Consider the following 25,781-nt stretch of genomic DNA (forward strand, 5'->3'; position numbering starts at 1 on the left):
TATGGATCTGGATCTTACCAAGGACGAACTGGAATTTCGCGAGGAAGTCCGCGACTTCCTCCGCACGTCGCTTCCGGACCATGTTCGCGAAGGGGCCAAACGCACGCCTGGCGTCTTCGTCGAGCCCGACATCGGTCTCGTCTGGCACCGCATCCTCAACGACAAGGGCTGGGTTGCCTATCATTGGCCCGAAGATTGCGGCGGCACCGGCTGGACGCCGATGCAGCGCTATATCTTCGAGAAGGAATGCGCGATCGCCGGTGCCCCGGCACTGTCGGTACTCGGCCTTCGCCTCGTCGGTCCGGTCATCTGCGCCTTCGGGACGCAGGCGCAGAAGGACCGCTTCCTACCCGCGATCCGCGCCGGCACCGACTATTGGTGCCAGGGCTATTCCGAACCGCAAAGCGGCTCCGACCTGGCCTCGCTACGCACCCGCGCGCGCCGCGACGGCAACGACTACGTCGTCGACGGGTCGAAAATCTGGACCACGCACGCGCATCACGCGAACTGGATTTTCTGCCTTGTTCGCACCGATGGCGAAGTGAAGAAGCAGGCGGGGATCAGCTTCATTCTCGTGCCCATGGACCAGCCCGGTGTCACCGTCACCCCGATCATCACCATGGCGGGCGACCATGAGGTCAACCAGGTCTTTCTCGACGCCGCGCGCACTTCGGTCGACAACCGCATCGGCGAAGAGGGTCAGGGCTGGACAATCGCCAAATTCCTGCTCGAGAATGAGCGCGGCGGATCGTTCCACGCGCCGCGCCTGATCCGCGCGATCGACCATCTCGAACAGCTCGCAGGCGTCGCGCCCAGCGGCCATAACGGTTCGCTCGGCGGCAACATCCAGATCGCGACGCGGATCGCGAAGCTACGGCTCGAGGCGGAGGCGCTCGAGACGACCGAGCTGCGCATCCTCGCCGATATCGCAAAGGGCCGCCCCGCCGGGCCGCAGACCTCGCTCGTCAAACTGCTTTCGTCCGAAATCCACCAAAGGATCGACGGGGTCGCGATGGACCTGCACGGCTATGACGGCCTGCAGCTGCCGACCCTGCGTCCGCTTTATGGCAACGAAGCGCCGCCGGCGATCGGCGACGAGGACGCGCAGGTTGCCGCCGCGCGCTATCTCAACAGTCGTGCCTGGACCGTGTTCGGCGGTTCGAGCGAGGTTCAGAAGAACATCATAGCAAAGACGGTGCTACGCTTATGACACATGCATTGCGGCTTGCCGGCCAGTATGAAATAGTCCCGCCTATGGGAGAGAGAGCAGCCAAGCTGCCGGATGACGGGCTCGCGCCACCAATGAACGCCAGAGCGCTCGTCAATGCGGTCACGGTCCGCTGCGTGGAGGATATCCACGGCGCGGCGGTTGCGTTGCGCGATTTTGCCGCAGCAAACGGGCTGCGCGCGGCGCTCTGCGACGATATCGCATCCAAGGAAACGATGGTCGATGCCGATGGCGCCGTCCTAGCCGCCGATCTGTTCGGCTGGCTCGGCGACGGCGAGCGCTGGTGGGAAGACCACAGGCTTGCGCTCCATTCTCCGCTGCCGCGTTCGTGCCGGTACGAGAGCGAGCCCTTCTGGTGCAACGGCGAAGGGTTCCGCACCGCGAATCCCAACCCCTATCTCGACGACATCAATCTCGCGCGCTATTTCGCCGCGAACGAGCGCTACAAGGCCGCCATCGTCGTGCCGGTGCACCTGCCGTTCGGGCAGATTTCGGCGAACAGCTATCACCCGATGGATCACACGATCACCGACCTCAGCGATCAGTTCGCCGAGATCGGGCATATATTGGGCGCCGGCACGCGGCGCTTCATCTCGGGCTATGCCTCGGCGATGCGAACCAAGCGGCGGATTCCGTCGGATTGCGAGCTGTCGAAGCGCGAAGTCGAATGCCTGCGCTGGGCCGCGATCGGCAAGACCGACCGCGAGATCGGCATGATCATCTCACTGAGCCATGCAACGGTGCGCTATCACGTCCACCGCGCGGGCGAAAAACTCAACTCGGTCAACCGCGCGCAGACGATCTTCAAGGCCGGACAGCTGGGGTATCTGGGCGCGAACAGCTAAGCGGCGCTCCCAATCTTGTCATTGCGAGGAGCCGAAGGCGACGCGGCAATCCCCAGCGATATGCCTTGCGCGAGGCCGATAGCTGGAGATTGCTTCGCTCCGCTCGCAATGACGGAGCTAGCCCAGCGACCGCAGCGGCTCGCTGCCATCCCAGTTCCTCGCCGCATCGCGCATCATCGCGAACAGTTCGCGCGTGCCTGCCTGCGGTTCGAGCAACTCGACCAGAGTTCCCGGCCCGGTGCCAGGGTCGGCATAGATCACGCCCCCTGTATCGCCGACCGGCGCCTCGAAGATGATCTCGGCCCCGACCTCGGCACAACGCACCCGCGCCTCGGCGATCGAGTCGACGAGCACGCACACATGGTGGAGCCCCTCGCCCACCGCATATTCGCCACGATAGAGCGACTTGGCCTCATTCTCGGGCCGGATCAGCTCGATCTGCATGTCGCCCCAATAGCCGAGCGCCATCGTGAACACCGGATCGCTCGCCTCGCCGCGATAGCGCCCGCCGGGGAGCGATACGTTCGGCAGCAGGAAGAACGGCCCCGCCCCCATCACTTCGGTCCAGTGCTTCACCGCGGTGTCGAAATCCGACGGGACAAAGGCGAGCTGCATGATGTCGCCGAGCGATGCGAGCGTTCCCGGTCCGGCCATCTTCCTCTCCCCTCAAAAGCGATAGCGCACAAGCGCCTGCCTTTGTGCGATAAGCTTTTCAAGACCCGGAGTCATACTGGGCAAAATGTGAGGGATAGCCATGGCCGAGTCCGATCCGAAGATCGCGCCACAGGACTGGTTCGCCGTCCGCAAGCGCAACGCGCGCACGGGATTGCGCAAGCTGGTGGAAATCGTCGCCGAAAACCGCACCGATCGTGCGGAAGGCCCGCTGCCGCTACACAAATCCGTCTATATGGGTGAAGCGCGCCATGCCGCCGAGATGGAGCATATCTTCCGGAACGAACCGATCGTCGCGGGCCTGTCGGGCGACATCCCGAAGACCGGCGACACGCTCGTCTTCGACTCGGTCGGTCCGTCGATCCTCGTCACGCGCGGCAAGGACGGCGTCGCGCGGGCTTTCCTCAACATGTGCACCCACCGCGGTGCCAAGCTGGTCGAGGAAAAGGAACCATGGAGCGGTCCGCGACCGCGCCTCGTCTGCCCTTTCCACGCTTGGACCTTCGACCCCGCCGGCACCCTTGTGGGCCAGCCGGGTAAGGAAGGTTTTGCAAACTGCGAGATCGGAGCCCGCAATCTTATCGAGCTGCCCTGCGCCGAGCATCTCGGCCTGATCTTCGTCCGCGCGAATCCCGATGGCGAACCGATCGACGCCGCGTCGCATCTCGGCGACTTCGGCCCCGTCCTCGCGCAACTCGAACTCCACCGCGCAGAGCCGGTCAAGAAGGGCATCCTCACCGCCGATTCTAACTGGAAATTCGCGCTCGACACCTATGGCGAGAGCTATCATTTCAAGATGCTCCACGCCTCGACCATCGGCGGCACGCACTATAGCGACCGCAACGTCTATGAACCGATCGGCCGCCACCACCGCGTCAGCTTCCCCGACCTGTCGATCGGCGATCTCGTCGGCAAGGACGAGAGCGAATGGCCCGAGACCGACTATGGCGGGGTGCATTTCCTCTTCCCCAACACCGTCGTCTTCTTCGGCGCGGTGACCCCCGGCGTCTATTTCACGCAGCTCTTCCGCCTGTTCCCCGACGGCGCGGGCAAGATGTTCTGCCAGTTCGCCGTCTATGCCCCCTTCGGGGTCGAGAGCGAAGAACATCGCAAGATGTGCGAGATGGCCTACGACATGACCGCCACCGTCGTGCAGACCGAGGATTATCGCGTCGCCAGTAACGGTTATGCCAATCTGGCGACAGCTCCAGCCGATTTCCACGTCGTACTCGGCGCGAACGAGCCGGCGCTGCACGGCGTCCACCGCTCGATTGCCGCCGCGTGCAAGATGCCGCTCGACCAGATCGCCTGACCGGAGTTACCGATGAACGACCTCTCCCCTCTCCAGGACCAGAACCGCGACGACCGCTGCCCGGGTACCAGCTACACCGACATGCTGAACGCCGACACGCGGCGCGTTCCCGATTATCTTTTTTCCGAATCCAATCAGGAGCTTGGCGACGAACCGATCGCGATCGAGCGCTATGTCAGTGAGGATTGGGCGAAGCTAGAACGCGAAAAGATGTGGCCGAACATCTGGCAATTCGCCGCGCGCGAAGAGGATATGCCGAACGCCGGCGACACTGTCGTCTATGACATCAACGAAAAGAGCATCCTGCTCGTCCGCCAGAAGGATCTGTCGGTCAAGGCCTTCTATAACGTGTGCCTCCACCGCGGTCGCAAGCTGCGCACCGAGAGCGGCCCCGCGGTGAACCTGCGCTGCCCCTTCCACGGCTTTTCCTGGCACCACGATGGCCGCTTCAAGGAAGCGCCCTGCGCGTGGGACTTCACCCACCTCGAGGCCAAGGACATGAGCCTGCCCCAGCTGAAGGTCGAAAGCTGGCAGGGCTTCCTGCTCGTCACCGAGAATCATGATCTGCCAAGCTTCCGCGATTGGGTCGGCCCCGGGGTCGAGCATTATGACAATTGGCGGCTCGACGAATGCCACACCGCCGCGTGGGTTGGCCGCGTCATTCCGGCGAACTGGAAGGCGGTCGCCGAAGCCTTCATGGAAGCGTGGCACAGCATCGTCACCCACCCGCAGATTTTGGGCTTCACCGCCGACGCGAACACGCGATATGACCTCTATGGCGACTTCCTCAATCGCGCGATCACGCCGGCGGGCGCGATGTCGCCGCACATCAAGGGCAAGGATCAATTCTATGTCCTGAAGTCGCTTGAGGAATTCATCGGCGGCGGCGACAGCCGCGCGCGGCGCGCAACGGGCGATCCGACCGACCTGAAAGGCTTCGAGGCCGACGATCCGATGCTCGCGCGCAAGGTGCTGGCGCAGGCGAACCGCGACGCCTTTTCGGCAATGAACGGGCATGATTATTCGGCCGCAACCGACAGCGAGATGCTCGACAATTTCACCTATAATGTCTTTCCCAACTGGGCGCCGTGGGGCGGGCTGGTTCCGAACATCGTCTATCGCTGGCGCCCGTGGGGCGACACCGACCACAGCCTGATGGAAGTCCGCATCCTGATGCGGACGCCGAAGGGCGAGAAGGCGCCGAAGTCAGCGCCGATGCACCTGATCCCCGACGACCAGCCCTTCGCCAGCGCCAGCCACCTGATCGGCGCCGCGCTCGCCGGGGTGTTCGACCAGGATATGGAAAACCTGCCCTATGTGCAGGAGGGCATGAAATCGTCGCCCAACGGCGTGATCGAGCTCGGCCACTATCAGGAAAGCCGCATCCGGCATTTCCAGAACACGCTCGGCAAATATATCGACGGTGAGTTGCCCGGCTGATGGCGCGCACGGCTCCCCTGCTGTCGCTGGCGGCGGGGGTGCTGCCCGAATTTTCGCCCGAGCAGACCGTCGCCGCGGCGGTTGAGGCCGGATGGCCCGCGACGGGCATCTGGTACGCCCCCGACACATGGACGCGCGCGACGACAATGGCGGTACGCGACCGCGCCGCCGACGCGGGGATTGCAATCCTCGACATCGAGGTGATCTGGCTGAAGCCCGGCCCCGATGATCCCGCGCATTTCGCGGCGATCGATGCGGGCGCCGCAATCGGCGCGCGCAATGTGCTGATCGTCAGTTCGGACGACGATCCGGCAAGCACTGCCGCCAAGCTGAACCGGATCGGCCATCATGCCGCGGCGGCGGGTCTGCGGGCCTGTCTGGAGTTCGCCGCCTTCACCACGGTCGGCAGCATGGAGCGCGCTGTCGATCTCATCGATGCCGCCGACTGCGACAATCTCGGCCTGCTGATCGACCCGCTGCATCTGGCACGGACGGGTGGATCGCCTGCCGATCTGGCGCGAGTTGATCCGCAGCGCTTCCCCTATGCGCAATTCTGCGACGCCCCGGCGCATGGCCCACCGCCGAACGACGGCCCCGAGATCATCCGCGAAGCACTCGATCTGCGCCTGATGCCGGGTGATGGTGGCCTGCCACTGGACGAGCTGGTTACTGTGTTGCCGTCGGATACCCCACTCAGCGTCGAGTTACGGAGCGCGGCGCTCCGCGACGACTACCCCGACCCCGCCGACCGCGCACGCGCCCTGCTCGCCGCGACCCGGCGCTGGTTCGCCGCCTAGCTCCAGTCCTGCCGCGCCGCCCAGTCGGCGAAGGAGGTCGGCGTTACCCCGAGCAGCCGCGCTGCGGGCACCGCGTCGAGCGCGACGGGCGAGACCGGCTGGTCGTTGTACCAGCGATAGAATTTCGCCATCCCGTCATAGATGCTTGCCGGCTGGACGTCGCGCGAGCCAGTTACCAGCTCGCTCATCCGCGCGGCGAATTCGTCGGGCGACAGGCTCTGGAAGCGCACCGGCTTGCCGGTCGCCAAGCTCAATCGCTCTGCGACCTCGGCGCCCATCAGCGCCTCGGGGCCGCCTACCGCAATCCGGTCGGCGACCAAATCCTCATGGAGCAGTGCCGAGACCATATAGGCGGCGACATCTTCCAGGCAGACCCAGCTGATCTTCAGCGTCTCGGCGGCCGGATAAGCGAACACGCCGCTGCCCACGATCGCCGGGCGCGACCAGATGCGGGTGATATTGTCCATGAACACCATCGGCTCGATGATCACATAGGGCACACCGCTGTCATGGACCGCGTGCTCGATGTCGCGCCGCCCGTCGTGCGCCGACAGGTCGAGGTCGTGATCCGCGACGAAGCAGCTTGTGTTGAAGACGACCTTCTGCAGCCCCGCCGCGCTGGCGGCGGCGGCGATGTTGCGCCCCATGGTCGCGGCGCGCGCGCGGTCGAATTCGAACGGCAGATGCATCGCAAGCGCATCCTGTCCCTCGAAGGCTGCGGTCAAGCTCTCGACATCGTAAAGGTCGGCCGCGACCTCGGGCACATCGGGATGCGGCGTCGTCGCCATCGCGCCCGGCCGTCGGACGCCGGCGGTCGGTTCGAGACCGCGCGCCTTCAAAGCAGTGAGCAGCGGAATCCCCTGATCGGCGGGTGCACCAAGAACAATGATTTTCTTCATGCCGCGCCCTCCAGTTGTTTCGTAGAGGGCGTCGCGGCGTGCCGCCCGGCGAGGAAACCGAACACCATCCCCGGCGCGATCGTCCCGCCGGGGCCGCCGTAGGTCATGCCCATCGCCGAGGCCATGACATTGCCCGCCGCGTAAAGCCCCGAAATCGCCCCGCCGTCGACGCTGAGCACCTGCGCATTCACGTCGGTCTGCGGGCCGCCCTTCGTGCCGAGCGCGCCGCTCTTGATCTCGATCGCGAAGAACGGCCCCTGCCCGATGGGGCCCAATGTCGCCGCGGTCGATCCGCGCCCGGCGGGGTCGCCCCACCACTGGTCGTGCGCCGCATCGCCACGTCCGAAATCGGGGTCGTGCCCGGTCGCGCAATGGCCGTTGAAGCGCTCGACCGTCGCATCCAGCGCGTCGGGATCGATCCCGAGCCTTCCGGCAAGTTCGGGCAGGCTCTCGGCGCGCATCGCCCATTGCGGCGGCGCGACGCCGCGCTCGCCGCTGATCATGCCGAAGCCGAAGCGGTCGATATATTGCTGGTCGAAGATCAGCCAGCACGGCAGGTTCGCATAGTCGAACGCGCTGACGTCCTGATCGTGGAACGCGGCGCCGATCGCGTTGTAATTCGCCGCCTCGTTCGTGAAGCGCTTGCCCGCGCGGTTGACCATGATCGAATGCGGCAGGCTGCGCTGCCCCGCGACGAGCGTCTTGCCCATCGAGCAATCGCTCTCCGGCACTTCGGCGACCGGCATCCACCAGGCCTCGCGCATATTACCGAGCATCGCGCCCACCCGCATCGCCATCTTGAGCCCGTCGCCGGTATTCGTCTTCGGGCTGAGCGGATGCGTCAGCGGCCCGCGAATGAAGGCGCGGAGCAGATCGGCATCCCACTCGAACCCACCGGTCGCGAGGATAACCGCGTCGGCCGCGACCTCGACTTCGCCATCGGCCGTCTCGAACACCACGCCCGCAACGCGATCACCATCCGTCAACAACCGCACCGCGCGATGCCCCGTCTGCGGCTCGATCCTGCGATCGAGGCAAGCGCGCAGCAACCGCCCGACCAGCGCCTGCCCGCTGCCGCGCAGATCGCCGTCGATGCGGCGTTGCAACTCTTCGGGCGCCAGCGGTTGCGGCTTCGCCTGCCCCAGCGGCGTGTCATAGATCGAGAAATGCGGCGATGGATAATAGGGTGATTTTGTCACCTTGTCGGCCCACTCGCCCAGTTCGTGAAACGAATAGAGCCGGCAGTCGAGCGAGCGCCCGCCGTTGGGCATCCCGCCCGGAAACTCGGCATGATAGTCCGGAAATTCGGGGATCGGCCGGAACTGCACCGGCGTATTCGCTTCGAGGAACGCCACCATCTTCGGCCCATGGTCTAGGAAGGCCTCGACCAGATGCTGTTGCATCAGCCCATGCGACATCGACATCAGATAGGTCAGCGCCTTGGCGCGGCTGTCCTCGACGCCGAGCGTCGCTTCGTGATGATTGTTCGGGATCCAGATCATCCCGCCCGACCAGGCGGTCGTCCCGCCGACCTGATCGCCCTTTTCGAACAGCGACACGCGAGCGCCGGCTTCATGCGCCGAAATGGCGGCGGTGAGTCCTGCGCCGCCAGTACCGAGGACGATGACGTGCGGCGCTTCGCTCATCTGTTATGCCTTCAACTGCTCGACCATGTGCGCGGTGTCGAAATAATGGATGCGCATCGACGCCATCTTGCCGGCGTCGTCGAACTCGGTGACTTCGGCGATATGCGTCTCAAAACGCTTGCCGCTCGATTTGGCGGTGACGGTAAAGTGGAGCAAAGCCACGGCATATTTCTCCCCGCCTACCAGTTCCATCCACTTGACCACCGGCTCATCCCAATAGCCCATCACATGCGCGTAAAGTTTCTGCAGCGCATCGCGACCGCGCCATTCGCCCCCGTAAGGAAGCGAGGTGGGTTCATGGATGACGAGATCGTCCGACATAAAGTTGGCGACCGCATCCCACTCGCCGCGCGCGACTGCGGCGTACATCGCCTTGCTGGCTTCGAGCGGCGTCATTCGATCGTGCCGACGAGCGCGCCGACCGGATAGACCTCGCCCTCCACCCCGGTCGGGCGGATCGTTCCTGCGACCTGCGCCTCGATCTCAACCGTCGTCTTGTCGGTCTCGACGGTGTAGATGATGTCGCCGACCTCGACGCGCTCGCCATCGCCAAACATCCATTCGTTGAGCGTCATTTCGGTCGCCGACATGCCGATCTTCGGGATGCGCAATTCCTCCGCCATCGCCTCAGCCCTTCCAGTTCATGGCGTCACGCACCGCGTCCGCGATCGCATCCTTGTTCGGAATCCACGCCTGTTCGAGCGCGTTCGCCATCGGCACCGCCGAGAAGGCGCCGCCGATGCGCGTCACCGGCGCCTTGAGCTTGCCGAACAGCTTCTCGTTGAGGCGCGACGCGATCTCGGCGCCGGTGCCATATTGCTTCACCGCTTCGTGGAGCACGATGGCGCGGCCGGTCTTTTCAACCGATGCGGTGACGGTCGCCTCGTCATAAGGGGCTATGGTCCTGAGATCGATGACCTCGACCGAAATCCCTTCCTCGGTGAGCTTGCCCGCGACCTCAAGCGCGTCGAGCACGGTGCGGCCATAGGTGACGATCGTGCAGTCGCTGCCTTCGCGCGCGACCGCTGCATTGCCCAGCGGCACGAAATGACCCGGTCCCGGATCGTCGGATTTCAGGCCGTAGCAGAGGATATTCTCGATGAAGATCACCGGGTCGTTGCACGCGATCGCCGCACGCATCAGCCCCTGCGCGTCGGCAGCGTTCGAAGGCGTGACGATCTTCAGCCCCGCGACATGTGCGAACCACGCCTCGAGCATGTCTGAATGCTGACCGCCGAAGCCGACGCCGACGCCCGTCGTGGTGCGGATCACCATTGGTACATTGGTCTGCCCGCCCGACATGAAACGCAGCTTCGCGGCATGGTTGACGATCTGGTCCATCGCCACCGTCACGAAGTTCATCAACATGATCTCGGCGATCGGGCGAAAACCCGCGAGCGCGGCGCCGACGCAGGCGCCCACGATCGCCGTTTCCGAAATCGGCGTCGCGCGGATGCGGTGCTCGCCATATTTTTCGGTCAGCCCCGACGAGATTTTGAACACGCCCCCGCCCTGCTTTGCGGCGACATCCTCGCCGAGCAGGATCACGCCCTCATCCTCGGCCATCGCCTCGTCGATCGCGCGGTTGATCGCCTGCGTCATCGTGATCTGGGTCATGCCGCGATCTCCTCTTCGAAGACATCCTTTCGGATTTCCTCGGGTCCCGGCAGCGGGCTGTTCGCGGCGAATTCGGCGGCGGCGTCCATCTGCGCGTCGAGATCCGCGACGATCGCGTCGAGCTCTGCCTCCGTAAACTGGTGATCGAGCATCAGCTGGCGAAGCCGCGGCAAGGGATCTTCCGCCGCCATTTCGGCGAGATGCTCGGGCGGCATGTAGGAAAAGTCGGCGCCGAAGAAATGGCCCATCATCCGGTAACACATCGCCTCGATCAGCGTCGGCCCTTCCCCCGCCCGCGCGCGGTCGACCGCGGCTTTGGTCGTGTTGTACATCGCGATCGCGTCGTTGCCGTCGACCTTCACGCCGTTCATCCCATAAGCTTGGGCGCGGGTGACGATCGAATCGACCTTGGTATGGTCGGCAAAGGCGGTGTGCTCGCCATAACGGTTGTTCTGGCACAGAAAAATCACCGGCAGCTTCCACAGCTGCGCCATATTCATCGCCTCGTGGAAAGCGCCGATGTTGGTCGCGCCGTCGCCGAAGCACACCACCGTCACCTTGCCGTCGCCGCGGTTCTGCGAAGCGAGCGCAAGGCCGTTGGCGATCGGCAAGCCCGATCCGACGACGCCGGTCGTGACCATCACTCCGGTTTCGGGATGGGTTATATGCATCGACCCGCCCTTGCCGCGGCAAGTGCCGCCGACCTTGCCCGCGATCTCCGCGAACAGCGGGTTCAGCGGCACGCCCTTGGCGATCTGGTCGTGCTGGCCGCGATAGGTGGTGACGAGATAGTCGTCCTGTTCGAGCGCCGCCATCGCCGCCGCCGAGACCAGTTCCTGCCCGCGCACGGTGTAATAGATCACCGCGAGCTTGCCGGTCATCAACAGCGAGCGGAATTTCTCGTCGGCGCGCGCGACACGCATCGTGCGGGTATAGATGTCGCGCAGTTTCTCGCGATCGATCGTTGTGTCGGTCATGCAGGCTCTCCGATGCCCAGTTTAGGGTTGGCGCTGGCAGCAGCGCTTGGTCGTGCCGCGACGCGGTCGCGCCAGGCAGCGAGGTTGGCGAGCGCGGGGTCGAGCGGTTGCCCGACCATCGCGCCGAACTCCACGAAGGAATAGAGCAGGATATCGGCAAGGCTGAAGCGATCGGCTGCGACCCAAGGCCCCGCGCCGATCATCTTGTCGACCTTCGCCAGCCCGTCGGCAGCGAGCCGCTTCAGGTCGGCGGCCGCATCGGGCAGGCACAGCAAGCGGCTCTGGAACATCGGCAGCCCCTCGGCACCGCGAAAGCCAGCGGTCATCGGCACGACGACGAGCTGATCGACGATCCGCACCAGCATCCGCGTCCGTCCGCGCTCCTCGGCGGTCGCGCCGAGCAGCGCGTGCCCGCCCAGCGTTTCGCCCAGATATTCGCAGATCGCGATGCTCTCGGCGATGCAGCCGCCGTCATCGAGTTCGAGCAAAGGCGTATGCCCGAGCGGGCTTTTGGCGCAGAAATCGGACTGGCGATTCTCGGCCGCCATGATGTCGACGAACTGGCGATCGACCTGCACCCCGGTTTCGGCGAGGTACATCAGCACCACGCGCGGATTGGGGCCGAGCGACTGGTAAAGCTTCATCGCACGCGGCCCTAGAACTGGACGCGCTTGGTGAAACCGCCATCGATGACGAGATGCGCGCCGGTCATATAGGGACAGGCGGGTGAGGCCATGAAGACGATCCCCTTCGCCACTTCCTCGGGCTCCCCGAAACGGCCGAGCGGCATCTGCGCCAGCGTGCCTTCGTAGAGCGGCGGCACCGCCGACTTGATGACCTCCCAATTGCCGCCGGGATAATAGATGGCGCCGGGCGAAACGATGTTGACCCGGATATTCTGCGCAGCGAGCGACTGGCTCAATTGCGAGCCATAGGTGATGAGCGCCGCCTTCAGCGCGTTGAACGCCTGCGGCACGATGAAGGTCTCGACCGCGGCGGTCGACGACATGAAGATGATCGACCCCGTTCCCGACGCCGCGAGCGCCTCGGTCAGCACCTCGACGCCGTGCACCGCACCCATGATGTCCATGTCGAGCCCGCGCTGCCAGTCGCCGGTAGCACCCTGCCCCGACGAGCTCGCCGTATGGATAAAGATGTCGCAGCCGCCGAGCCTATCGCGCGCCTTTTCCAGCCAAGCGCGGTAGCCGTCGGGATTGCCCGTCATATCGAACTGCTCGCCGAATACTTTGCCCGGTCCAGCCGCGTCGATCGCCGCCACCGCTGCTGCGACTTTTTCGGCGTCGCGCGAAAAAAAGGCAACATCGGCGCCCTCGGCGGCGAAAATCTTCAGCGACGCGAGGCCCAGCCCGTGGGCGCCGCCGTTGATGATGACCTTCTTGCCTTTGAGACCCAGATCCATCGCATCCTCCTCTTGTCATTTTGAGAGGAGAGTATCGGGCCGGTCCGCACAGGGACATCAGCAAAAATGGGAGCCCCGGTCATTGCGGTGACGCTGTAAGGGCTTTCGACGCCTGACGGCCGTATCTCAGGCCCGCCCCAGGTCCGCAGCGTCGCCTCGGCCTTTGCAGCGATGCCGAAGCGGCTGCTCGACGCGGCGGAAGAGCAGACCGAGGCGCTGGTCGCGACGGTGCGTCCGCAGTCGCTCAAGCGCGCGGTGAGCAATCTCGTCGATAATGCCATGCGCCACGTCGGCCGCGTGGACGTGGCTCTGTCCCCGTCAGGAACCGACCATTTCGTCATCGCGGTCGATGACGACGGACCGGGCATCAACGCCGCAGATCCGGCCAAGGCGCTGATGCCGTTCCGTCGCCTTGAAGGCGCGCGATCAAAAAGCGGCGACGGCGCGGGACTGGGATTGCCCGCCACGCTGAAATCGGTCGAGCGTGCGGGCGGAAATCTGACCCTTGGCGACAGCAAACTCGGCGGTCTCAGGGCCAAGATAAGGCTACCTCGCCGTTAGTCGAAGCTGGCCTAACCTTCAGTCGTTTAAACGTTGGCCATAGCGGCCGAATGCCTTGAGAATGCGCGCCATTTCATCGTCGCCGAGCAGCTTGGGACCACCAATCGCCAGCGTGCCGCAATAGACCGCGGCCTGTTCCTCGATCTCCTCGGCGATCGCCATCGCCATCGGCATGTTGGGGCCAAGTGCGATCAGGCCGTGGTTGGCCATCAGGCACGCCAGACGGCCATCGAGCGTCCGCACCACGCCCTCGGCCAGCTCTTCACTGCCAAAGGTCGCATAGGGGGCGACGGGCACACTCGCCCCGCCGCTCACCGCGACCATATAGTGAAGCGGCGGAATCTCGCGGTGCGCACATGCCAGGATCGTCGAATGCCGCGCATGGCAATGGACGACCGCGTTCACGTCGGCACGGCGCTGGTAGATGCCCATATGCATCTGCCATTCGCTCGAGGGCCGCGCCGCGCCCGGCGCCACGCTTCCGTCACTATCGACGAAGACCATAAGGTCAGAGGTCAGGCGATCGGGGGTGACGCCTGACGGCGTCACAAACATGCCGGAGGCGAAACGCACCGACAGATTGCCCGACGTCCCGCGATTGAGGCCGCGAGCATCGAGTGCCCGCATCCCGTCCACCAATTGCTGCCGTGCTTCGTCTTCGGTCATCAGGCCCCTTCCCGTACCGGCGTTTCCCGCATGAAGGCCAGCGTCCTGTCATAGCTTTCCAGCTTGCCGAGCGTACCCACGTCAAGCGCCACCTGCGCCGCCGTCGCGACGCCGAACCGCAGCGCTTCGGCAGGATCGAGGCCGCGCGTTCGGCCGGCGATATAGCCGGCGCACAGGCTGTCGCCGCAACTGGTGGTATCGACCGGGTCGATCCGGTGAGCGGGCACGTGGATCTGACGGTCGGACAGAATAAGCAGTGCGCCGTCGCCGCCCATCTTGATCAGACAGCCACCGGCCCCGCGCGCCATGAAACGGTGTGCGCCCTCGACCGGATCATCGGTGGCGGCCAGCGCGCGCACTTCCGCGAGGCTGGGCATGAACAGGTCGACGTGCGGCAACAAGACGTCAAGGTCGGCCTGCGCCGCGTCTGACGGCGCGATCAGGTCGCACGATGTGAAAATGCCCCTCCCGCACGCATCCTGCAACAGCTCGGCGCCCTTCGCTGCCGCGCCCGGAAAGCCCACACCGCCCCAGTGGACGGCAGCGGTGCGGGCTAGCGCGGCAAAGACCGCGTCGGTGACCGGCGCGAAGATGCTCGCGCCCATCATGTGCCAGTTGGGACGATCGCCATTGGGCCGGATCGGCAGCACCGTGGTCGAGGTCGGCCACGCGCGATCGACCGCGAGCAGGCTGGTGTCGACGCCGGCGGCATCGAACAGCGACCGGATCAGCTGCCCCTGCGGGTCGTCGCCGACCGCCGAGGCGATCGCCGTTTGCAGGCCAAGTTTCTGTGCGACGAGCGCGGTGCCGCCTGCGGTTCCCGCCGGCGACAGAATGATCTTTTCGACGATCTGTCCCGTTTCGCCTTCAGGCAGCGATGCCACCGGGTGAACCGTGATGTCGATCGTCGTCAGGCCGATCGCGAGCAAGTCGAGCGGCTGGACCACGATCAGGCGTGCTCCGCCTGTGCCGCCGCGAGCATGACAAGGATCGAATGCGGTTCGAGCGCCGCGCGGCGCGCGGCAACCCCCGCAAAGGCCTCGTCGGCGACCGCGAGCGTGGTGTCGATGTCGGCTTCGGTCATCGCCGCGCACAGGAACATATTGTGCCAGGGATGCATATAGATGCCGCGCGCCAGCATCTCCTCCGCCCAGCCGTACCCGACGCGGAAATCCGGATCGTCGGCGAACATGATCTGCGGCATCTGGACGGGGCCGGTCTGGCGCAGGGTGAAGCCATGCTTTGCTGCGGCCGCGTCGAGCCCGGCACGCAGCCGTTCGCCGAGCGCGACGGTGTGCTCGATATAATCGGTCTCGCGGATGATCCGCAGCGTCTCGATCGCCGCCGCCATCGGTACCGCCGACAGCCAGAAGGAGCCGGTGGCATAGATGGAACCGGCTCCTTCGCGGCAGCTGTCCGAACCAAGCAGCGCCGAGATCGGATGGCCGTTGGCGAAGCATTTGCCCCATGCGGAAAGATCGGCCTGGACGCCGAGTTCGCTCCAGCTGCTGCCCCGTGCGAGGCGGAAACCTGCGCGAACCTCGTCGACGATCAGCATCGCGCCGGTTTCGTCGCACAGATCGCGGGCGCGGCGCGCATAAGCGGGATCGGGCGCTTCCTGATCGATGAAGGCATCGTGGCGGAAGGGCGACGCGAAGATCGCGGCGAGATCGTCGCCGGCGGCCGTGACGGCTGCCTCGAGGCTGGCGACGTCGTTATAGACATAGGTCCGCACATGCGCGCGATCCTCGGCCACCGTGCCTGCGGGGATCGGCGTGCACCAGGGCGCGGCGCCGTGATAGGCGCCCTGCGCGACGAGAACGACGCGCTTGCCGGTCTGCGCGCGCGCGCTGCTCATCGCCATCGTCGTCGCGTCGGTGCCGTTCTTGCAGAACATCGCCCAGTCGGCATGCTCGACCATCGAAACCAGCGTCTCGGCCAGCTCGACCATCAGCGGCGACGGCCCGGTCAGCGTGTCGCCGAGCGCCGCCTGCGCGCGCGCCGCTGCCTCGACGCGTTCGTCGCGATAGCCGAGCAGGCTGGGACCATAGGCGCACATATAGTCGAGATAGCGATTGCCGTCGGCGTCCCAGATATAGGCGCCCTCGGCCTTGCTGAAGAATTGCGGAAAGCTGTCCGGCAGCATCCGCACCGATTCATGGCCGTACATGCCGTTCGGAATGACCTTCAGCGCGCGCGCGCGCAGCGCCGCATCCTGCACTCTGTTCATGTCGATCTCGCTTGCTGGGTCCGGCGCGGCGCCTATGCGCCTGCACCGGAACGGGTTCCTAGAATTTGACGATGGCCTGAATGCCGTAGGTCGCGGGGTCGTTGTAGTTGAGCTGGTCCATCGTCACGACCGGCGACACATAGGTCACAAAGCGCGTGCCGGTGAGATTCTTGGCCCAGAGCGCAACCTCGAAATTCTCGTCGGGCGACAGCCACGACAGGCGCGCGTTTGCGATGCCATAGGGCTTCACGCGATTGGCCTGCACATTGTCGGGGGTCAGGAACACCTCCGACTGCAGGCTGCCGTCGACGCGCAGCCGCAGCGAGCTGTCGCCGGGCAGCGGCTGGGTCAGCGAGAAGCCGGCCGAGATCGCGACGTCGGGTGCGTTGACCAGCTTGTTGCCCGAATAATCGTCGGCGGCGAGCGCGGTGAAATCCTTGTAGCGCGCGTGGAGAAAGCTGGCGTTGACGAAGGCGTCGAAATAGCGCGACGGGCGTGCCTGCAACTCGACCTCGACGCCATAGAGTTCGGCGTTACCCGCGTTGAGCTTGCGCTGCACCGGCAGCACGCCCGAGGTGTCGAAGACGAAGACCTGCAGGTCGCGGTAATCGTAATAGAAGGCCGCAGCGTTGAAGCGCAGCTTGCGATCGAGGAGGTCGCTCTTGAACCCCGCTTCATAGGCGTAGAGCTTTTCCGAGCGGAAGGGCTGGAGCTGCGCCGGGTCGCTCGACGAGCCACCGGCGAAACCGCCGCTGTTATAGCCTTTCGACGACGAAGCGTAGAAGAGCAAATTGTCGGTCGCCTGGAACGACAGCGCGGCGCGCCACGATAGATCCTTGAACGTCTTCGAACCGGTATAGTCGAGCACCGGCACGACGATCACGTCATCGAAGAAGCTGTGGAAATCGAAGTCGATGCTGTCGACCGAATAGCGCAGACCGCCGGTCAGCGTCAGCCGGTCGGTAAGCTTGACGTCAGCCTGCGCGAAGGCGGCCCAGCTTTCGGTCTTCTGCGTATAAGGATAGGCGAAATTGCCGATCGAGTTGACCGGATCGAGCGTGCCGAGCAGGTCATCGGGGTCGCGAAACACGCGCAGAATGTCGAACGCGCTCTTGGTGACCAGCTTGTCGTGGAAATAATAGCCGCCGACGATCCAGTTGACCGCATTGTCGCCCTTCGACTGGAGCCGCACCTCCTGGCTATATTGCTGCGGCCGGTCGATATAAGTCGCGGTCAGCACATTGTTCGGGCTGGCGTCGGTGTCCTCGACCGTGCTGCGGCGGACCTGTTCATAGGCGCTGATCGAGGTGAGCGTGACTCCGCCCATGTCGATGCTCGCGGTCAGCGAGCCGCCGAACACATTGACGCGCTCCTGCCCCTCGATGTCGTAGTCACCTGCGTTGAGGTCGCCATCGGTGTCGGCGTAGCCGAGGCCGTCGAGCGGGACGCCATCTAGGAAATTCGGGTTGCCCGCAAAATCGACGCCCGACCCGCGATGCTGGAACTGGCGCGCGCCGCCACGGTTCTGGCCGCCATGGACGATCGCCCGGATCAGGATGTCGGAACTGGGCATGAAATCGACGATCGCACGGCCCGCCCACATATCGAGGTCGTTGAGCTTGTTGCCGGTCACGCGGTTGAGCAGCCAGCCGTCGCGGCGCAGATAGGTGCCCGCAACGCGCGCCTTCAGCACATCGCCCGCGATCGGCCCGCCGACCCCGCCCTCGACCTGCACTTCATTATAGCGGCCATAAGACAGCGCGGCGTTGGCGCTGAACTCGTCGGTCGGCTTGCGCGAGGAAAAGCGGATCGCCCCAGCGGTGGTGTTGCGGCCGTAAAGCGTACCCTGCGGCCCCTTCAGCACTTCGATGCCTTCGCTGTCGAAGACGTTGAAGAGCTTGCCGGCATTGGCGCCGAGGAAGACATCGTCGACGTACACACCGACAGCGCCGGTGGTATTCGAGTTGAAGTCGCCAATGCCGACGCCGCGCAGGAACAGCGAGGTGGTGGTCGCCGACGTGCCCGCCTGCGACGACAGGCCGGGAACGAGGATCGAAAGATCGCGCGGATCGCGGATGCCGACTTCGGTCAGCGCCTCGCCGCTGATCGCGGTGATGCTGATCGGGACGTCCTGGATATTCTGTTCGCGTCGCTGCGCGGTAACGACGATTTCGCCGATCCCGTCGTCGGCGGCGGTCGCGCCGTCAGCGCTCTGCGCGAAGGCGGTGGCCGGCGCGAGCGCCAGCAGCGAGACCGAAAGCATTGCAAATCCGCGTTTCATCGACGTCCCCTTCTCAATATCAGAATATTTTCCGGTTTTGTGATCGAGAATCCGCCGATCTGTCAAGAAATTTTAAAATTCGGCCCTTAATTTCAGAAATTATGTTGATTTGTGCATGATTTTCTCGATGATGCGCCGATGACAGGAGCGCGCATGATCAGGAACGAGGTGGCCCGGGCGGAGATTCGGCGTCCCGCCCAGAAACGGAGCAAGGCCCGCTTCGAAGCGATACTCGACGGCGCCGAACGCCTGCTCGACAGCCTGCCGCCCGCCGCGATCAGCATTCCGGCGATCGCAACCGAAGTCGGCATTTCCCCGCCATCGATATATCACTTCTTCCCCGAGCCCCATCTGGTGTTCAGCGCGCTCGCGGAACGGTATCTCAAGCGATTTGAGGAAGGCGTCCTGACCGACGTGCCGGCGAATATCGAAAGCTGGCAGGACCTGCAGACGCTGCAATATCGCGCCGGCCAGAAATGGTTCAACGATCATCCCGCCGCGCGGCAGGTCCTGCTCGAAGGCCCTGCCTGGTCTTCGGACATCCGCCTGCAGGATCTCGACAGCAATTTCGTGACCGCGGGCCGTAGCATCCAATTGATGACCCAGATGTTCGTGATGCCCGACATCCCCGACCTGCACGACCGGCTGGTCGAGGTCATCGTCATCAACGACGCGATCTGGTCGCTGTCGATCCACCGTCACGGCCTTATCACTGACGAAATGGAGGAGCAGGCGCGCCGCGCGCGCATCGCCTATTCGCGGACCTTCCTGCCCGAATATCTGCCGCTGCGCGCAAAGGATCAGCCTGCATGACCGCCGCCGTGTCGCCGGTCAGTGGCCGCACCCTCGCGCTTTCGATCCTGATCGGCTCGTGCGCGCTGCTCGTCCTGGGCGTGCATCCCGTCCTGCTTGGTGCGCTTGTGCAGGAAAGCCGACTTGCCGACGCGCAGGTCGGCAATCTGGTGACGATCGAGATGCTGGCCATCGTGCCCGGTTCGCTCGCAGGCATCGGCCTGCTCCGGCGCGTGGGCGCACGGTTCGTCGCGGTCGGGGCCGGACTGGCCCTGGCCGCGATCAACCTCTTCCTGATGGGGCAGGCTGGCATGGCTACGCTGGCCGTGACGCGGGCCATGGCCGGGTTCAGCGAAGGTGTGCTCGTCGCGATCGCGCTCGTCGCGATTTCGCGTGTGGTCCGGGTCGAACGCGCCAGCGCGATCTTCCTTGCGGTCCAAACATTGATGCAGGCCATCGTGGCGGCCGCTCTACCGGCGATAACGGTTGCCGGATCGCGCGTCGACGCAGCGCTCGCCGCCCTCGCGGTTGCGGGGGTGATCGCCGCGCTCGCAGCGCTTGCGCTTCCGGCCGAGCTTCGGCCGACGGAACCCGATAGCGAGCGCGGCGCTCTGACGCCCGCCAGCCTCGCCGCGCTCAGCTGCGCCGGCCTGTTCCTCGGCGCGATCGTATCGGTTTGGGGCTATTTCGGACTATGGCTGATACATTATGGCTATCCGCCGGCCTTCGAGGGGACGGCAGTCTCGCTCTGCCTTGTCGCGCAGGTCGTCGGCGCGCTCGCCGCCGCGCGTTTCGGCGAACCCCTGCCCAGCCGCCAGACTATCATCGGTTGCGCCATCATCGGCGCCGGACTGGTCGGCGCCTTTTATCTGGCAAGCGGCAGCGCGGGCGCGATTATCGCCGTGAGCCTCGCCTTCGGCTTCGTGTGGCTTTTCACGCTGCCCTTTTTTGCAGGCTGGCTGATCGAGATCGATCCGGGCCGGCGGGCAGTCCTTTACCTGACCGCCTTTCAGCTAGGCGGCGCGGCGCTGCTCCCTTCGCTCGCTGGCATCGCGGTGGGCGCCTGGTCGATCAATGCGGCGCTGGCCTTTGCCGGCTGTGCCTTCATCCTGCTCGCCATCACGGCGGCGAGTGCAGGAAAACTCAAGCCCGCAGCATGATCCTCTAGCCGCACACGGACGAACGCGCCCAAGGGCAATCCGGGAACCTCAGGGAAGCTTTCGGTCGCAAATTTCCCTGAAACCGGCGGCCATGAAAGCGGCCATCCGCGCCTTGACCGACTCGAAATCTTCGGACCGGCAAACGCCGTTCGACAATTTGTCGATGCGCCCGGTTCGGGCCAGCGTGACCATCAACGCGCCGGTGACGAAATGATAGCCCCAGAAGATATCCTCCTCTGCGCAATCGGGCATCGCCTTTTTGAGTAGCTCGATCAGGCGGAGGACAACCGGATCGAAATGGCTGTCCATCAGCTCTGCGCCCCATTCGGGCGTGTTCGCGACCTGGGCGCCGAGCGCACCGTAATTCTTCCAGCCCTCGCCGCCGTGGATGTAAAGGTCGAGGTCGGTGTCGAGGAAAGCATGCAGTGCGCCTTCGATCGTCGGCTTGTCCCCGCAATCGCGCTCATAGGTGTCGAGCGCCTCCATTCGCTTCGTGCTCGTGACCACAGCACGCCGCGCGAACACCGCGTCGAACAGCTTCTTCTTGTCCTCGAAATAATAGTTGAGCAGCGTGTGATGGACGCCGACACGCTTTGCGACATCCTTCAGCGTGACGCCGTGCAGCCCGTGCTTGGAAAAGAGATACTCGGCTTCGTCGAGTATCTGTTCCATCATTTCGGCGCGCTGTTCGGCCTTGGTCGACCGTCGACGCGTTTTCGCCTGCTCTGCCACTCGTCCGGTGTCCGATCCCTGTTCGCGGGCAACCGCGGTATCTCCGCCCACCTCAAGCCCCGCCATAATCGTTGCGCAAGCGAATCTTATCGATTTTTCCGGTGGGCGCCAGCGGCATGGCCGGCAGCCGCACGACGGCATCGGGGATCCACCAAGGCGCAACGCGCCCCGCAAGCGGCGCGAGCAGCGCCGCATCGTCAAGCGCCTCGCCATCGGCCATTTCGACCAGCAGCACGGGGCGCTCACCCCATTTGACGTCCTGCCGCCCGATCACGGCCGCCAGCGACACCTGCGGCAGCGCCCCGACCACTGACTCGATCTCGGCGGGGTTGATCCATTCGCCGCCCGATTTGATCAGATCCTTCGCGCGGCCGGTGATCGCAAGATTGCCCCGCGCATCGATCCGCGCGAGGTCGCCGGTCGGGAACCACCCATCGACATCGGTCGCGGACTCGTCCTGCCCGAAATAGCGATCAACCACCGCGCTGCCGCGTACATGCAGATGCCCTTCGATCCCGCGCTGTTCGGGAAGCGCGGTTCCGGCTGCATCGGTGAGCAACAGATCGACCCCGATGGCGGGCCGCCCGGACACCGTCGGCGAACGATGCGGGTCATCGGGCGGCGCGATGACGCCAAGCGGCGACAGCTCGGTCATCCCCCAGCTCGTCTGGACCGTGGCACCCAGCCTTTTCTCGATCCGCTCCATCAAAGCCGGCGCCATCGGCGCGCCGCCTACGATGATGCGCTTCAGCGACGGCAGCGCGCCGCCGGTCGCCTCGAGATGCTCGACGACGCCAAGCCAGACGGTGGGCACGCCGACGCCGATCGTCGCGCCCTCCGCGGCAATCAGCCGCGCAAGGCTGGCGCCATCGGTTTGCCGGCCGGGCAATATCAGTTTGCCGCCGACGGCGGGCAGCGCGAAGGGAAGCCCCCACGCATTCGCATGAAACATCGGTACGACCGCGAGCACGGCATCGCGGCTGGTGAAGGCCATCACGTCGGCCTGCAACGAGCGCAGCGTGTGAAGGAAGCTGGCGCGGTGCGTATAAGTCACGCCCTTCGGCGCGCCGGTGGTGCCCGAGGTGAAGCAAAGACCCGCAGGCGCGCACTCGTCGAAGTCGCCCCAGGTCGCAGCACCGCGCGCGACAGCCAGCAAATCCTCGAGCCGGTCGAGCGGCGGCGCGCTTGCGGGCCAGTCGTCGGCCGCACCGTCGATCAGCAGCACGCGCTCGATCGCTGGCGCCCGCTCGACAATCGAGCGCGCGAGCGGGAGCAGATCGGCGCTGACGATCAACAGCTTCGCCCCTGATTGCACCGCCATCGCGGAAAGCTGCGGCGCGGTGAGGCGCGGGTTGAGCGTGTGACAGACCGCCCCGATCCCCATCACCGCATACCAGGCCTCGACATGCGACTGGCTGTTCCACGCAAGTGTCGCCACCCGGTCGCCCTCGGCGACGCCGAAGCTCTGCAACAGCGACGACACGGCAAGGCTCCGTTCGCGAAGCGCCGCATAGCCGATCCGCCCGATGCTGCCGTCCTCTTGCGCCGTCACCACTTCCGCTTCACCATGCCAGCGCGCCGCGTGGGTCAGAAACTTGTCGAGTGTCAGCGGATAATCCTGCATCGAACCGTGAATCATGGACAATCGGCGCCCTTCGTCAGGACCGGCGAGACGATTCCGGTGTTCCAGTTCCACGGCTGGTTGCCTGCGGCGCGGCGGCGGCACATCGCCGCCTCGTGCAGCGCGAACATGCCGGGCATCAATCGCGCCCCCACGCGCGGCACGTCGGCGAACGCCATAAAGGCCGCATCCTTGCCATAGGGTCGCCATGCCGCCTGCCCATCAGCGACCGGCTGACCGGTTTTGGCGAAAGACACCCAATAGTCGCCCATCGCCGCCGCCAGACGCCGCTCGGGCAGGCTGTCAGGAATTTTCGGCCAATAGGGCGGCGTCTCGCTCGCTGTGCCGAACACATAGGGAATCTCTGCCGCATGAAAGCCGTGCAGCCCGTTTTCGTCGGCTGCGGGGTAGCCATGGTCGAACCGATAGAAATAGGCAGGCTGCCCGATCGCACGCTGCTTGAGCGCGAGGCGTTCGGCGGTCCAGCCGTAGAGCGCGTCGCGCGGGGTCGCGAGGATCGCCTCCCCCAGATCGCGCGCCGGATACAGCTTCAGCCATGCCTCGGCGAGATCGCCATAGCGTTCGCGGATCGTCGCCTCATAGACGCTGGCATTCGCCGGAACCGGCGGCGCCAGGATACGCAGCGAGCGGATTTCGCCGATATTGAAGCCTGCGATCATCGGCACCGGCGCCTGCTCGCCGCGATCGAAGGTATCGACCAGCTGGCGCGGCAATATCTTGCCGTCGACCGTGCCCCATGGCCCATACCCTGCTTTAAGCGCGCCATCGGACAGTGTCGTCGCGTCGATCGCGCGCAACGCCGCGACATCCTTCGCGCCCAGCGTGGCCGCGACTTTCAAACCCGTTGCTTCGGCGGCCGGCTCTCCGTGGCGGGCGTCCTTCAGCGAGGGGGTCGAGATCATATAGGCGCTCTGCGCGATCGCCTTGTGGAACAGCCCGCGCGCCTTCGGCGACGCCATCAGATACATCACGCTGAGCGCGCCCGCGGACTCGCCCGCGATCGTGACATTGCCGGCATCGCCGCCGAACGCGCCGATGTTCGCCTTCACCCATTCGAGCGCCGCGATCTGGTCGAGCAGGCCATAATTGCCCGAGACGCCGTCGGGCGATTCCGCACTCAGCCCCGGATGCGCCATATAGCCGAGCACGCCCAGCCGGTAGTTGATCGACACGACGATGGCGCCGCGCGCCGCGAGCTTCGTGCCATCGTACATCGCCTCATGGCTATAACCGTTCAGCAAGGCGCCGCCGTGGATCCACACGATCACGGGCGCGTCCTTCGCCTTTTCGGGCGCCCAGATGTTGAGTGTCAGGCAGTCCTCGGACATTTTCGCGGGCGGATTGGTATAGATGCTGATGCCGGCCAGGCGTGGCTGGATGCAGGCGGGGCCGAAGCTCTGCGCCTTGCGGACGCCCTCCTGCTTCGGGAGGGCTACCGGCGGCTTCCAGCGCAACTCGCCAACCGGCGGCTGCGCATAGGGGATTCCCTTGAATATCGCGACTCCCCGCACGCTCTTCCCCTCGACCGAGCCCGCCGGCGCATCGACCACCTGCGCTGCGGCCGTACCGACGCAGGCGAGCGACGCCGCGAGAGCGAAAATCGAGCGCATCATGCGGCCTCCTCGTTACGGATTACGCGCGCGAGGCCAAGAAACAGCCCGATCGCGACGATATAGAATGGCGTGAGCGTATAGAGCGCCGATTGCAGCCCATGCGCATCGCCGCCTGCCTGGAACCAGTCGCTGGCAAAACCGACCCACGTCGGCCCCAGTCCCAGCCCGATGAAATTCATGACGAGCAGCAGCAGGGCACCCGCAAGGACCCGCTGGTTGGGTTTCACCTCTTCCTGCACCAGCGCGACCGAGGCCGAGAGGTAGAAATAGTTGAACACCATCACGACCGAGAGCAACGCGAGCGCCAGCGGCCAGCCCGGCGCCGACACGAAGGCGAGGTAAAAGGGCATCGCGACCGCGAGCGAGAGCGCCGGCGCGATGGCATAGCCGGTGCGCGATTTGCGGGTCATCCGGTCGATAACGCGGCCCGAGACGATCATTCCGCCACCCATACCGATCAGCAGAACCAGCGCGTACCAGATCGCCACTTCGCCGAGCACCATCCCCTTTTCCCGCATCAGGAACAGCACCGCGAAATTGCCGAGGCCATAGGTTACGAACTGCGTCGCACCGCCGCCCAGCGCCGCGAGCATCAGGACGCGGTTCGACACGAACATCCGGACCGTGGGCCAGAAAGCGGCCTTCTCGACCGTGTCTGCCGGACCATCGGCATCGGTTGCGCCGCGCTTTGGTTCGCGCACCATCAGCCACACGACCAATGCGGTGACGATGCCGATCGCACCCACGGCGATAAAGGGAATGCGCCAGCCGAAACGCTCGGCGATCGCGGCACCGAAGGCGACGCCCGCTGCCGCGCCGATCGCCGGGCCGAGATTGAAGATGCCGAGCGCCGCGGCGCGTTTGCCCGGCGGATAGGTATCGGTGATGATCGCATAGGAGGGCGGCACGCCGCCCGCCTCGCCGAAACCGACGACCATGCGCGCGATGACCAGCTGCGTATAGTTCGCTGCCATTCCGCAGGCGACGGTCGCGCCGCTCCAGATCGCGCAGGCAAGCGACAGCACCCCGACGCGGCTCGTCCGGTCGGCTAACCAGCCGACGGGAATCGCGATGAAGCAATAGAACATCGCGAAATACAGCCCGCTAATCAGCCCGAGCTGGCCATCGCTGATCTGCAGCGCATCCTGGATGGGCTTGGCCAGGATCGACAGCAGCTGCCGGTCGAGGAAGTTCAGCACATAGACGAAACAGAGCATCCCAAGGACGAACGGGGGATTATTCCCCGGCCGG

At 65.1% G+C, this 25,781-nt stretch carries 25 protein-coding genes; 8 read left to right on the forward strand and 17 right to left on the reverse strand.

The window, feature by feature from the left end; all coding sequences use genetic code 11:
* The first annotated feature begins 1 nt into the window (after position 1).
* Together ACQY80_RS02070 and ACQY80_RS02075 are read left to right on the forward strand one after the other, a co-directional pair.
* Positions 2-1,210 carry an acyl-CoA dehydrogenase family protein gene (locus tag ACQY80_RS02070; protein ID WP_428683153.1) on the forward strand — a complete coding sequence of 403 codons (1,209 nt, stop codon included), beginning with the start codon at positions 2-4 and terminating at the stop codon, positions 1,208-1,210.
* 92 nt (positions 1,211-1,302) lie between these two features.
* Positions 1,303-2,073, forward strand: a complete 771-nt coding sequence (locus tag ACQY80_RS02075) for a helix-turn-helix transcriptional regulator (RefSeq protein WP_428683155.1) — start codon at positions 1,303-1,305, stop codon at positions 2,071-2,073.
* A 117-nt stretch (positions 2,074-2,190) separates the two neighbouring features.
* Here ACQY80_RS02075 and ACQY80_RS02080 read toward each other — a convergent pair whose 3' ends face one another.
* Positions 2,191-2,727 (reverse strand): VOC family protein, encoded by a 537-nt coding sequence (locus ACQY80_RS02080; RefSeq protein WP_428683157.1) that lies wholly within the window; start codon positions 2,725-2,727, stop codon positions 2,191-2,193.
* A 100-nt stretch (positions 2,728-2,827) separates the two neighbouring features.
* Between ACQY80_RS02080 and ACQY80_RS02085 the strand changes: the two genes are divergently transcribed.
* From ACQY80_RS02085 to ACQY80_RS02095, 3 genes are read left to right on the forward strand one after another with little or no spacing between them, the layout of a single operon-like run.
* Positions 2,828-4,057: an aromatic ring-hydroxylating oxygenase subunit alpha gene (locus ACQY80_RS02085; RefSeq protein ID WP_428683159.1), complete on the forward strand. Its 1,230-nt coding sequence runs from the start codon at positions 2,828-2,830 to the stop codon at positions 4,055-4,057.
* Positions 4,058-4,069: 12 nt separating this feature from the next.
* Entirely contained in the window at positions 4,070-5,497 is a 1,428-nt protein-coding gene (locus ACQY80_RS02090; RefSeq protein WP_428683161.1) for an aromatic ring-hydroxylating oxygenase subunit alpha, read from the forward strand.
* Positions 5,497-6,294: a sugar phosphate isomerase/epimerase family protein gene (locus tag ACQY80_RS02095; protein ID WP_428683163.1), complete on the forward strand. Its 798-nt coding sequence runs from the start codon at positions 5,497-5,499 to the stop codon at positions 6,292-6,294. The genes ACQY80_RS02090 and ACQY80_RS02095 overlap by 1 nt, the downstream gene beginning before the upstream one ends.
* Here ACQY80_RS02095 and ACQY80_RS02100 read toward each other — a convergent pair.
* The 8 genes from ACQY80_RS02100 to ACQY80_RS02135 are packed head-to-tail and all read right to left on the reverse strand — an operon-like array spanning position 6,291 to position 12,853.
* Positions 6,291-7,193 carry an SDR family oxidoreductase gene (locus tag ACQY80_RS02100; RefSeq protein ID WP_428683165.1) on the reverse strand — a complete coding sequence of 301 codons (903 nt, stop codon included), beginning with the start codon at positions 7,191-7,193 and terminating at the stop codon, positions 6,291-6,293. The genes ACQY80_RS02095 and ACQY80_RS02100 overlap by 4 nt on opposite strands.
* Positions 7,190-8,839, reverse strand: a complete 1,650-nt coding sequence (locus ACQY80_RS02105; RefSeq protein ID WP_428683167.1) for an FAD-dependent oxidoreductase — start codon at positions 8,837-8,839, stop codon at positions 7,190-7,192. The genes ACQY80_RS02100 and ACQY80_RS02105 overlap by 4 nt, the downstream gene beginning before the upstream one ends.
* 3 nt (positions 8,840-8,842) lie before the next feature.
* Positions 8,843-9,235 carry a nuclear transport factor 2 family protein gene (locus ACQY80_RS02110; protein WP_428683169.1) on the reverse strand — a complete coding sequence of 131 codons (393 nt, stop codon included), beginning with the start codon at positions 9,233-9,235 and terminating at the stop codon, positions 8,843-8,845.
* A complete protein-coding gene (locus ACQY80_RS02115) occupies positions 9,232-9,462 on the reverse strand; it encodes a biotin/lipoyl-containing protein (RefSeq protein ID WP_056372846.1) in 231 nt (76 codons plus the stop codon). Before ACQY80_RS02115 ends, ACQY80_RS02110 begins: the two co-directional genes overlap by 4 nt.
* Positions 9,463-9,466: 4 nt before the next feature.
* Positions 9,467-10,456, reverse strand: coding sequence for an alpha-ketoacid dehydrogenase subunit beta (locus ACQY80_RS02120; RefSeq protein WP_428683171.1), 990 nt, complete (start codon positions 10,454-10,456; stop codon positions 9,467-9,469).
* A complete protein-coding gene (locus tag ACQY80_RS02125; protein ID WP_428683173.1) occupies positions 10,453-11,433 on the reverse strand; it encodes a thiamine pyrophosphate-dependent dehydrogenase E1 component subunit alpha in 981 nt (326 codons plus the stop codon). Before ACQY80_RS02125 ends, ACQY80_RS02120 begins: the two co-directional genes overlap by 4 nt.
* Positions 11,430-12,077, reverse strand: coding sequence for a glutathione S-transferase family protein (locus ACQY80_RS02130; RefSeq protein ID WP_428683175.1), 648 nt, complete (start codon positions 12,075-12,077; stop codon positions 11,430-11,432). The genes ACQY80_RS02125 and ACQY80_RS02130 overlap by 4 nt, the downstream gene beginning before the upstream one ends.
* 11 nt (positions 12,078-12,088) lie before the next feature.
* Positions 12,089-12,853: an SDR family NAD(P)-dependent oxidoreductase gene (locus ACQY80_RS02135; protein WP_428683177.1), complete on the reverse strand. Its 765-nt coding sequence runs from the start codon at positions 12,851-12,853 to the stop codon at positions 12,089-12,091.
* A gap of 171 nt (positions 12,854-13,024) precedes the next feature.
* Here ACQY80_RS02135 and ACQY80_RS02140 point away from each other — a divergent pair, with 171 nt between their 5' ends.
* Positions 13,025-13,414 carry an ATP-binding protein gene (locus ACQY80_RS02140; protein WP_428683179.1) on the forward strand — a complete coding sequence of 130 codons (390 nt, stop codon included), beginning with the start codon at positions 13,025-13,027 and terminating at the stop codon, positions 13,412-13,414.
* An 18-nt stretch (positions 13,415-13,432) separates the two neighbouring features.
* On the opposite strand, the gene ACQY80_RS02145 is transcribed toward ACQY80_RS02140, so the two are convergent.
* From ACQY80_RS02145 to ACQY80_RS02160, 4 genes are read right to left on the reverse strand one after another with little or no spacing between them, the layout of a single operon-like run.
* Entirely contained in the window at positions 13,433-14,080 is a 648-nt protein-coding gene (locus ACQY80_RS02145; protein WP_428683181.1) for a class II aldolase/adducin family protein, read from the reverse strand.
* Positions 14,080-15,027 (reverse strand): carbohydrate kinase family protein, encoded by a 948-nt coding sequence (locus ACQY80_RS02150; RefSeq protein ID WP_428683183.1) that lies wholly within the window; start codon positions 15,025-15,027, stop codon positions 14,080-14,082. The genes ACQY80_RS02145 and ACQY80_RS02150 overlap by 1 nt, the downstream gene beginning before the upstream one ends.
* Before the next feature lie 2 nt (positions 15,028-15,029).
* Positions 15,030-16,310, reverse strand: coding sequence for an aminotransferase class III-fold pyridoxal phosphate-dependent enzyme (locus ACQY80_RS02155; protein ID WP_428683185.1), 1,281 nt, complete (start codon positions 16,308-16,310; stop codon positions 15,030-15,032).
* Positions 16,311-16,368: 58 nt separating this feature from the next.
* Positions 16,369-18,591, reverse strand: coding sequence for a TonB-dependent receptor (locus tag ACQY80_RS02160; protein ID WP_428683187.1), 2,223 nt, complete (start codon positions 18,589-18,591; stop codon positions 16,369-16,371).
* A gap of 153 nt (positions 18,592-18,744) precedes the next feature.
* On the opposite strand from ACQY80_RS02160, the gene ACQY80_RS02165 reads away from it, so the two are divergent.
* Together ACQY80_RS02165 and ACQY80_RS02170 are read left to right on the forward strand one after the other, a co-directional pair.
* Positions 18,745-19,404 carry a TetR/AcrR family transcriptional regulator gene (locus ACQY80_RS02165; protein ID WP_428683189.1) on the forward strand — a complete coding sequence of 220 codons (660 nt, stop codon included), beginning with the start codon at positions 18,745-18,747 and terminating at the stop codon, positions 19,402-19,404.
* A complete protein-coding gene (locus ACQY80_RS02170; RefSeq protein WP_428683191.1) occupies positions 19,401-20,543 on the forward strand; it encodes an MFS transporter in 1,143 nt (380 codons plus the stop codon). The genes ACQY80_RS02165 and ACQY80_RS02170 overlap by 4 nt, the downstream gene beginning before the upstream one ends.
* Positions 20,544-20,591: 48 nt before the next feature.
* Here ACQY80_RS02170 and ACQY80_RS02175 read toward each other — a convergent pair whose 3' ends face one another.
* From ACQY80_RS02175 to ACQY80_RS02190, 4 genes are read right to left on the reverse strand one after another with little or no spacing between them, the layout of a single operon-like run.
* On the reverse strand, positions 20,592-21,326 hold the full coding sequence (locus tag ACQY80_RS02175; protein WP_428683193.1) for a TetR/AcrR family transcriptional regulator: 735 nt from the start codon (positions 21,324-21,326) through the stop codon (positions 20,592-20,594).
* A gap of 1 nt (position 21,327) precedes the next feature.
* A complete protein-coding gene (locus ACQY80_RS02180; protein ID WP_428683195.1) occupies positions 21,328-22,914 on the reverse strand; it encodes an AMP-binding protein in 1,587 nt (528 codons plus the stop codon).
* The gene (locus ACQY80_RS02185; protein WP_428683197.1) at positions 22,911-24,530 is read right to left on the reverse strand and encodes a carboxylesterase/lipase family protein; all 1,620 of its coding nucleotides are present in this window, start codon (positions 24,528-24,530) and stop codon (positions 22,911-22,913) included. Before ACQY80_RS02185 ends, ACQY80_RS02180 begins: the two co-directional genes overlap by 4 nt.
* Positions 24,527-25,747 (reverse strand): spinster family MFS transporter, encoded by a 1,221-nt coding sequence (locus ACQY80_RS02190; protein WP_428683199.1) that lies wholly within the window; start codon positions 25,745-25,747, stop codon positions 24,527-24,529. Before ACQY80_RS02190 ends, ACQY80_RS02185 begins: the two co-directional genes overlap by 4 nt.
* Between the last annotated feature and the right edge of the window lie 34 nt (positions 25,748-25,781).

The organism is Sphingopyxis sp., from assembly GCF_965279755.1.
GTDB lineage: Bacteria > Pseudomonadota > Alphaproteobacteria > Sphingomonadales > Sphingomonadaceae > Sphingopyxis.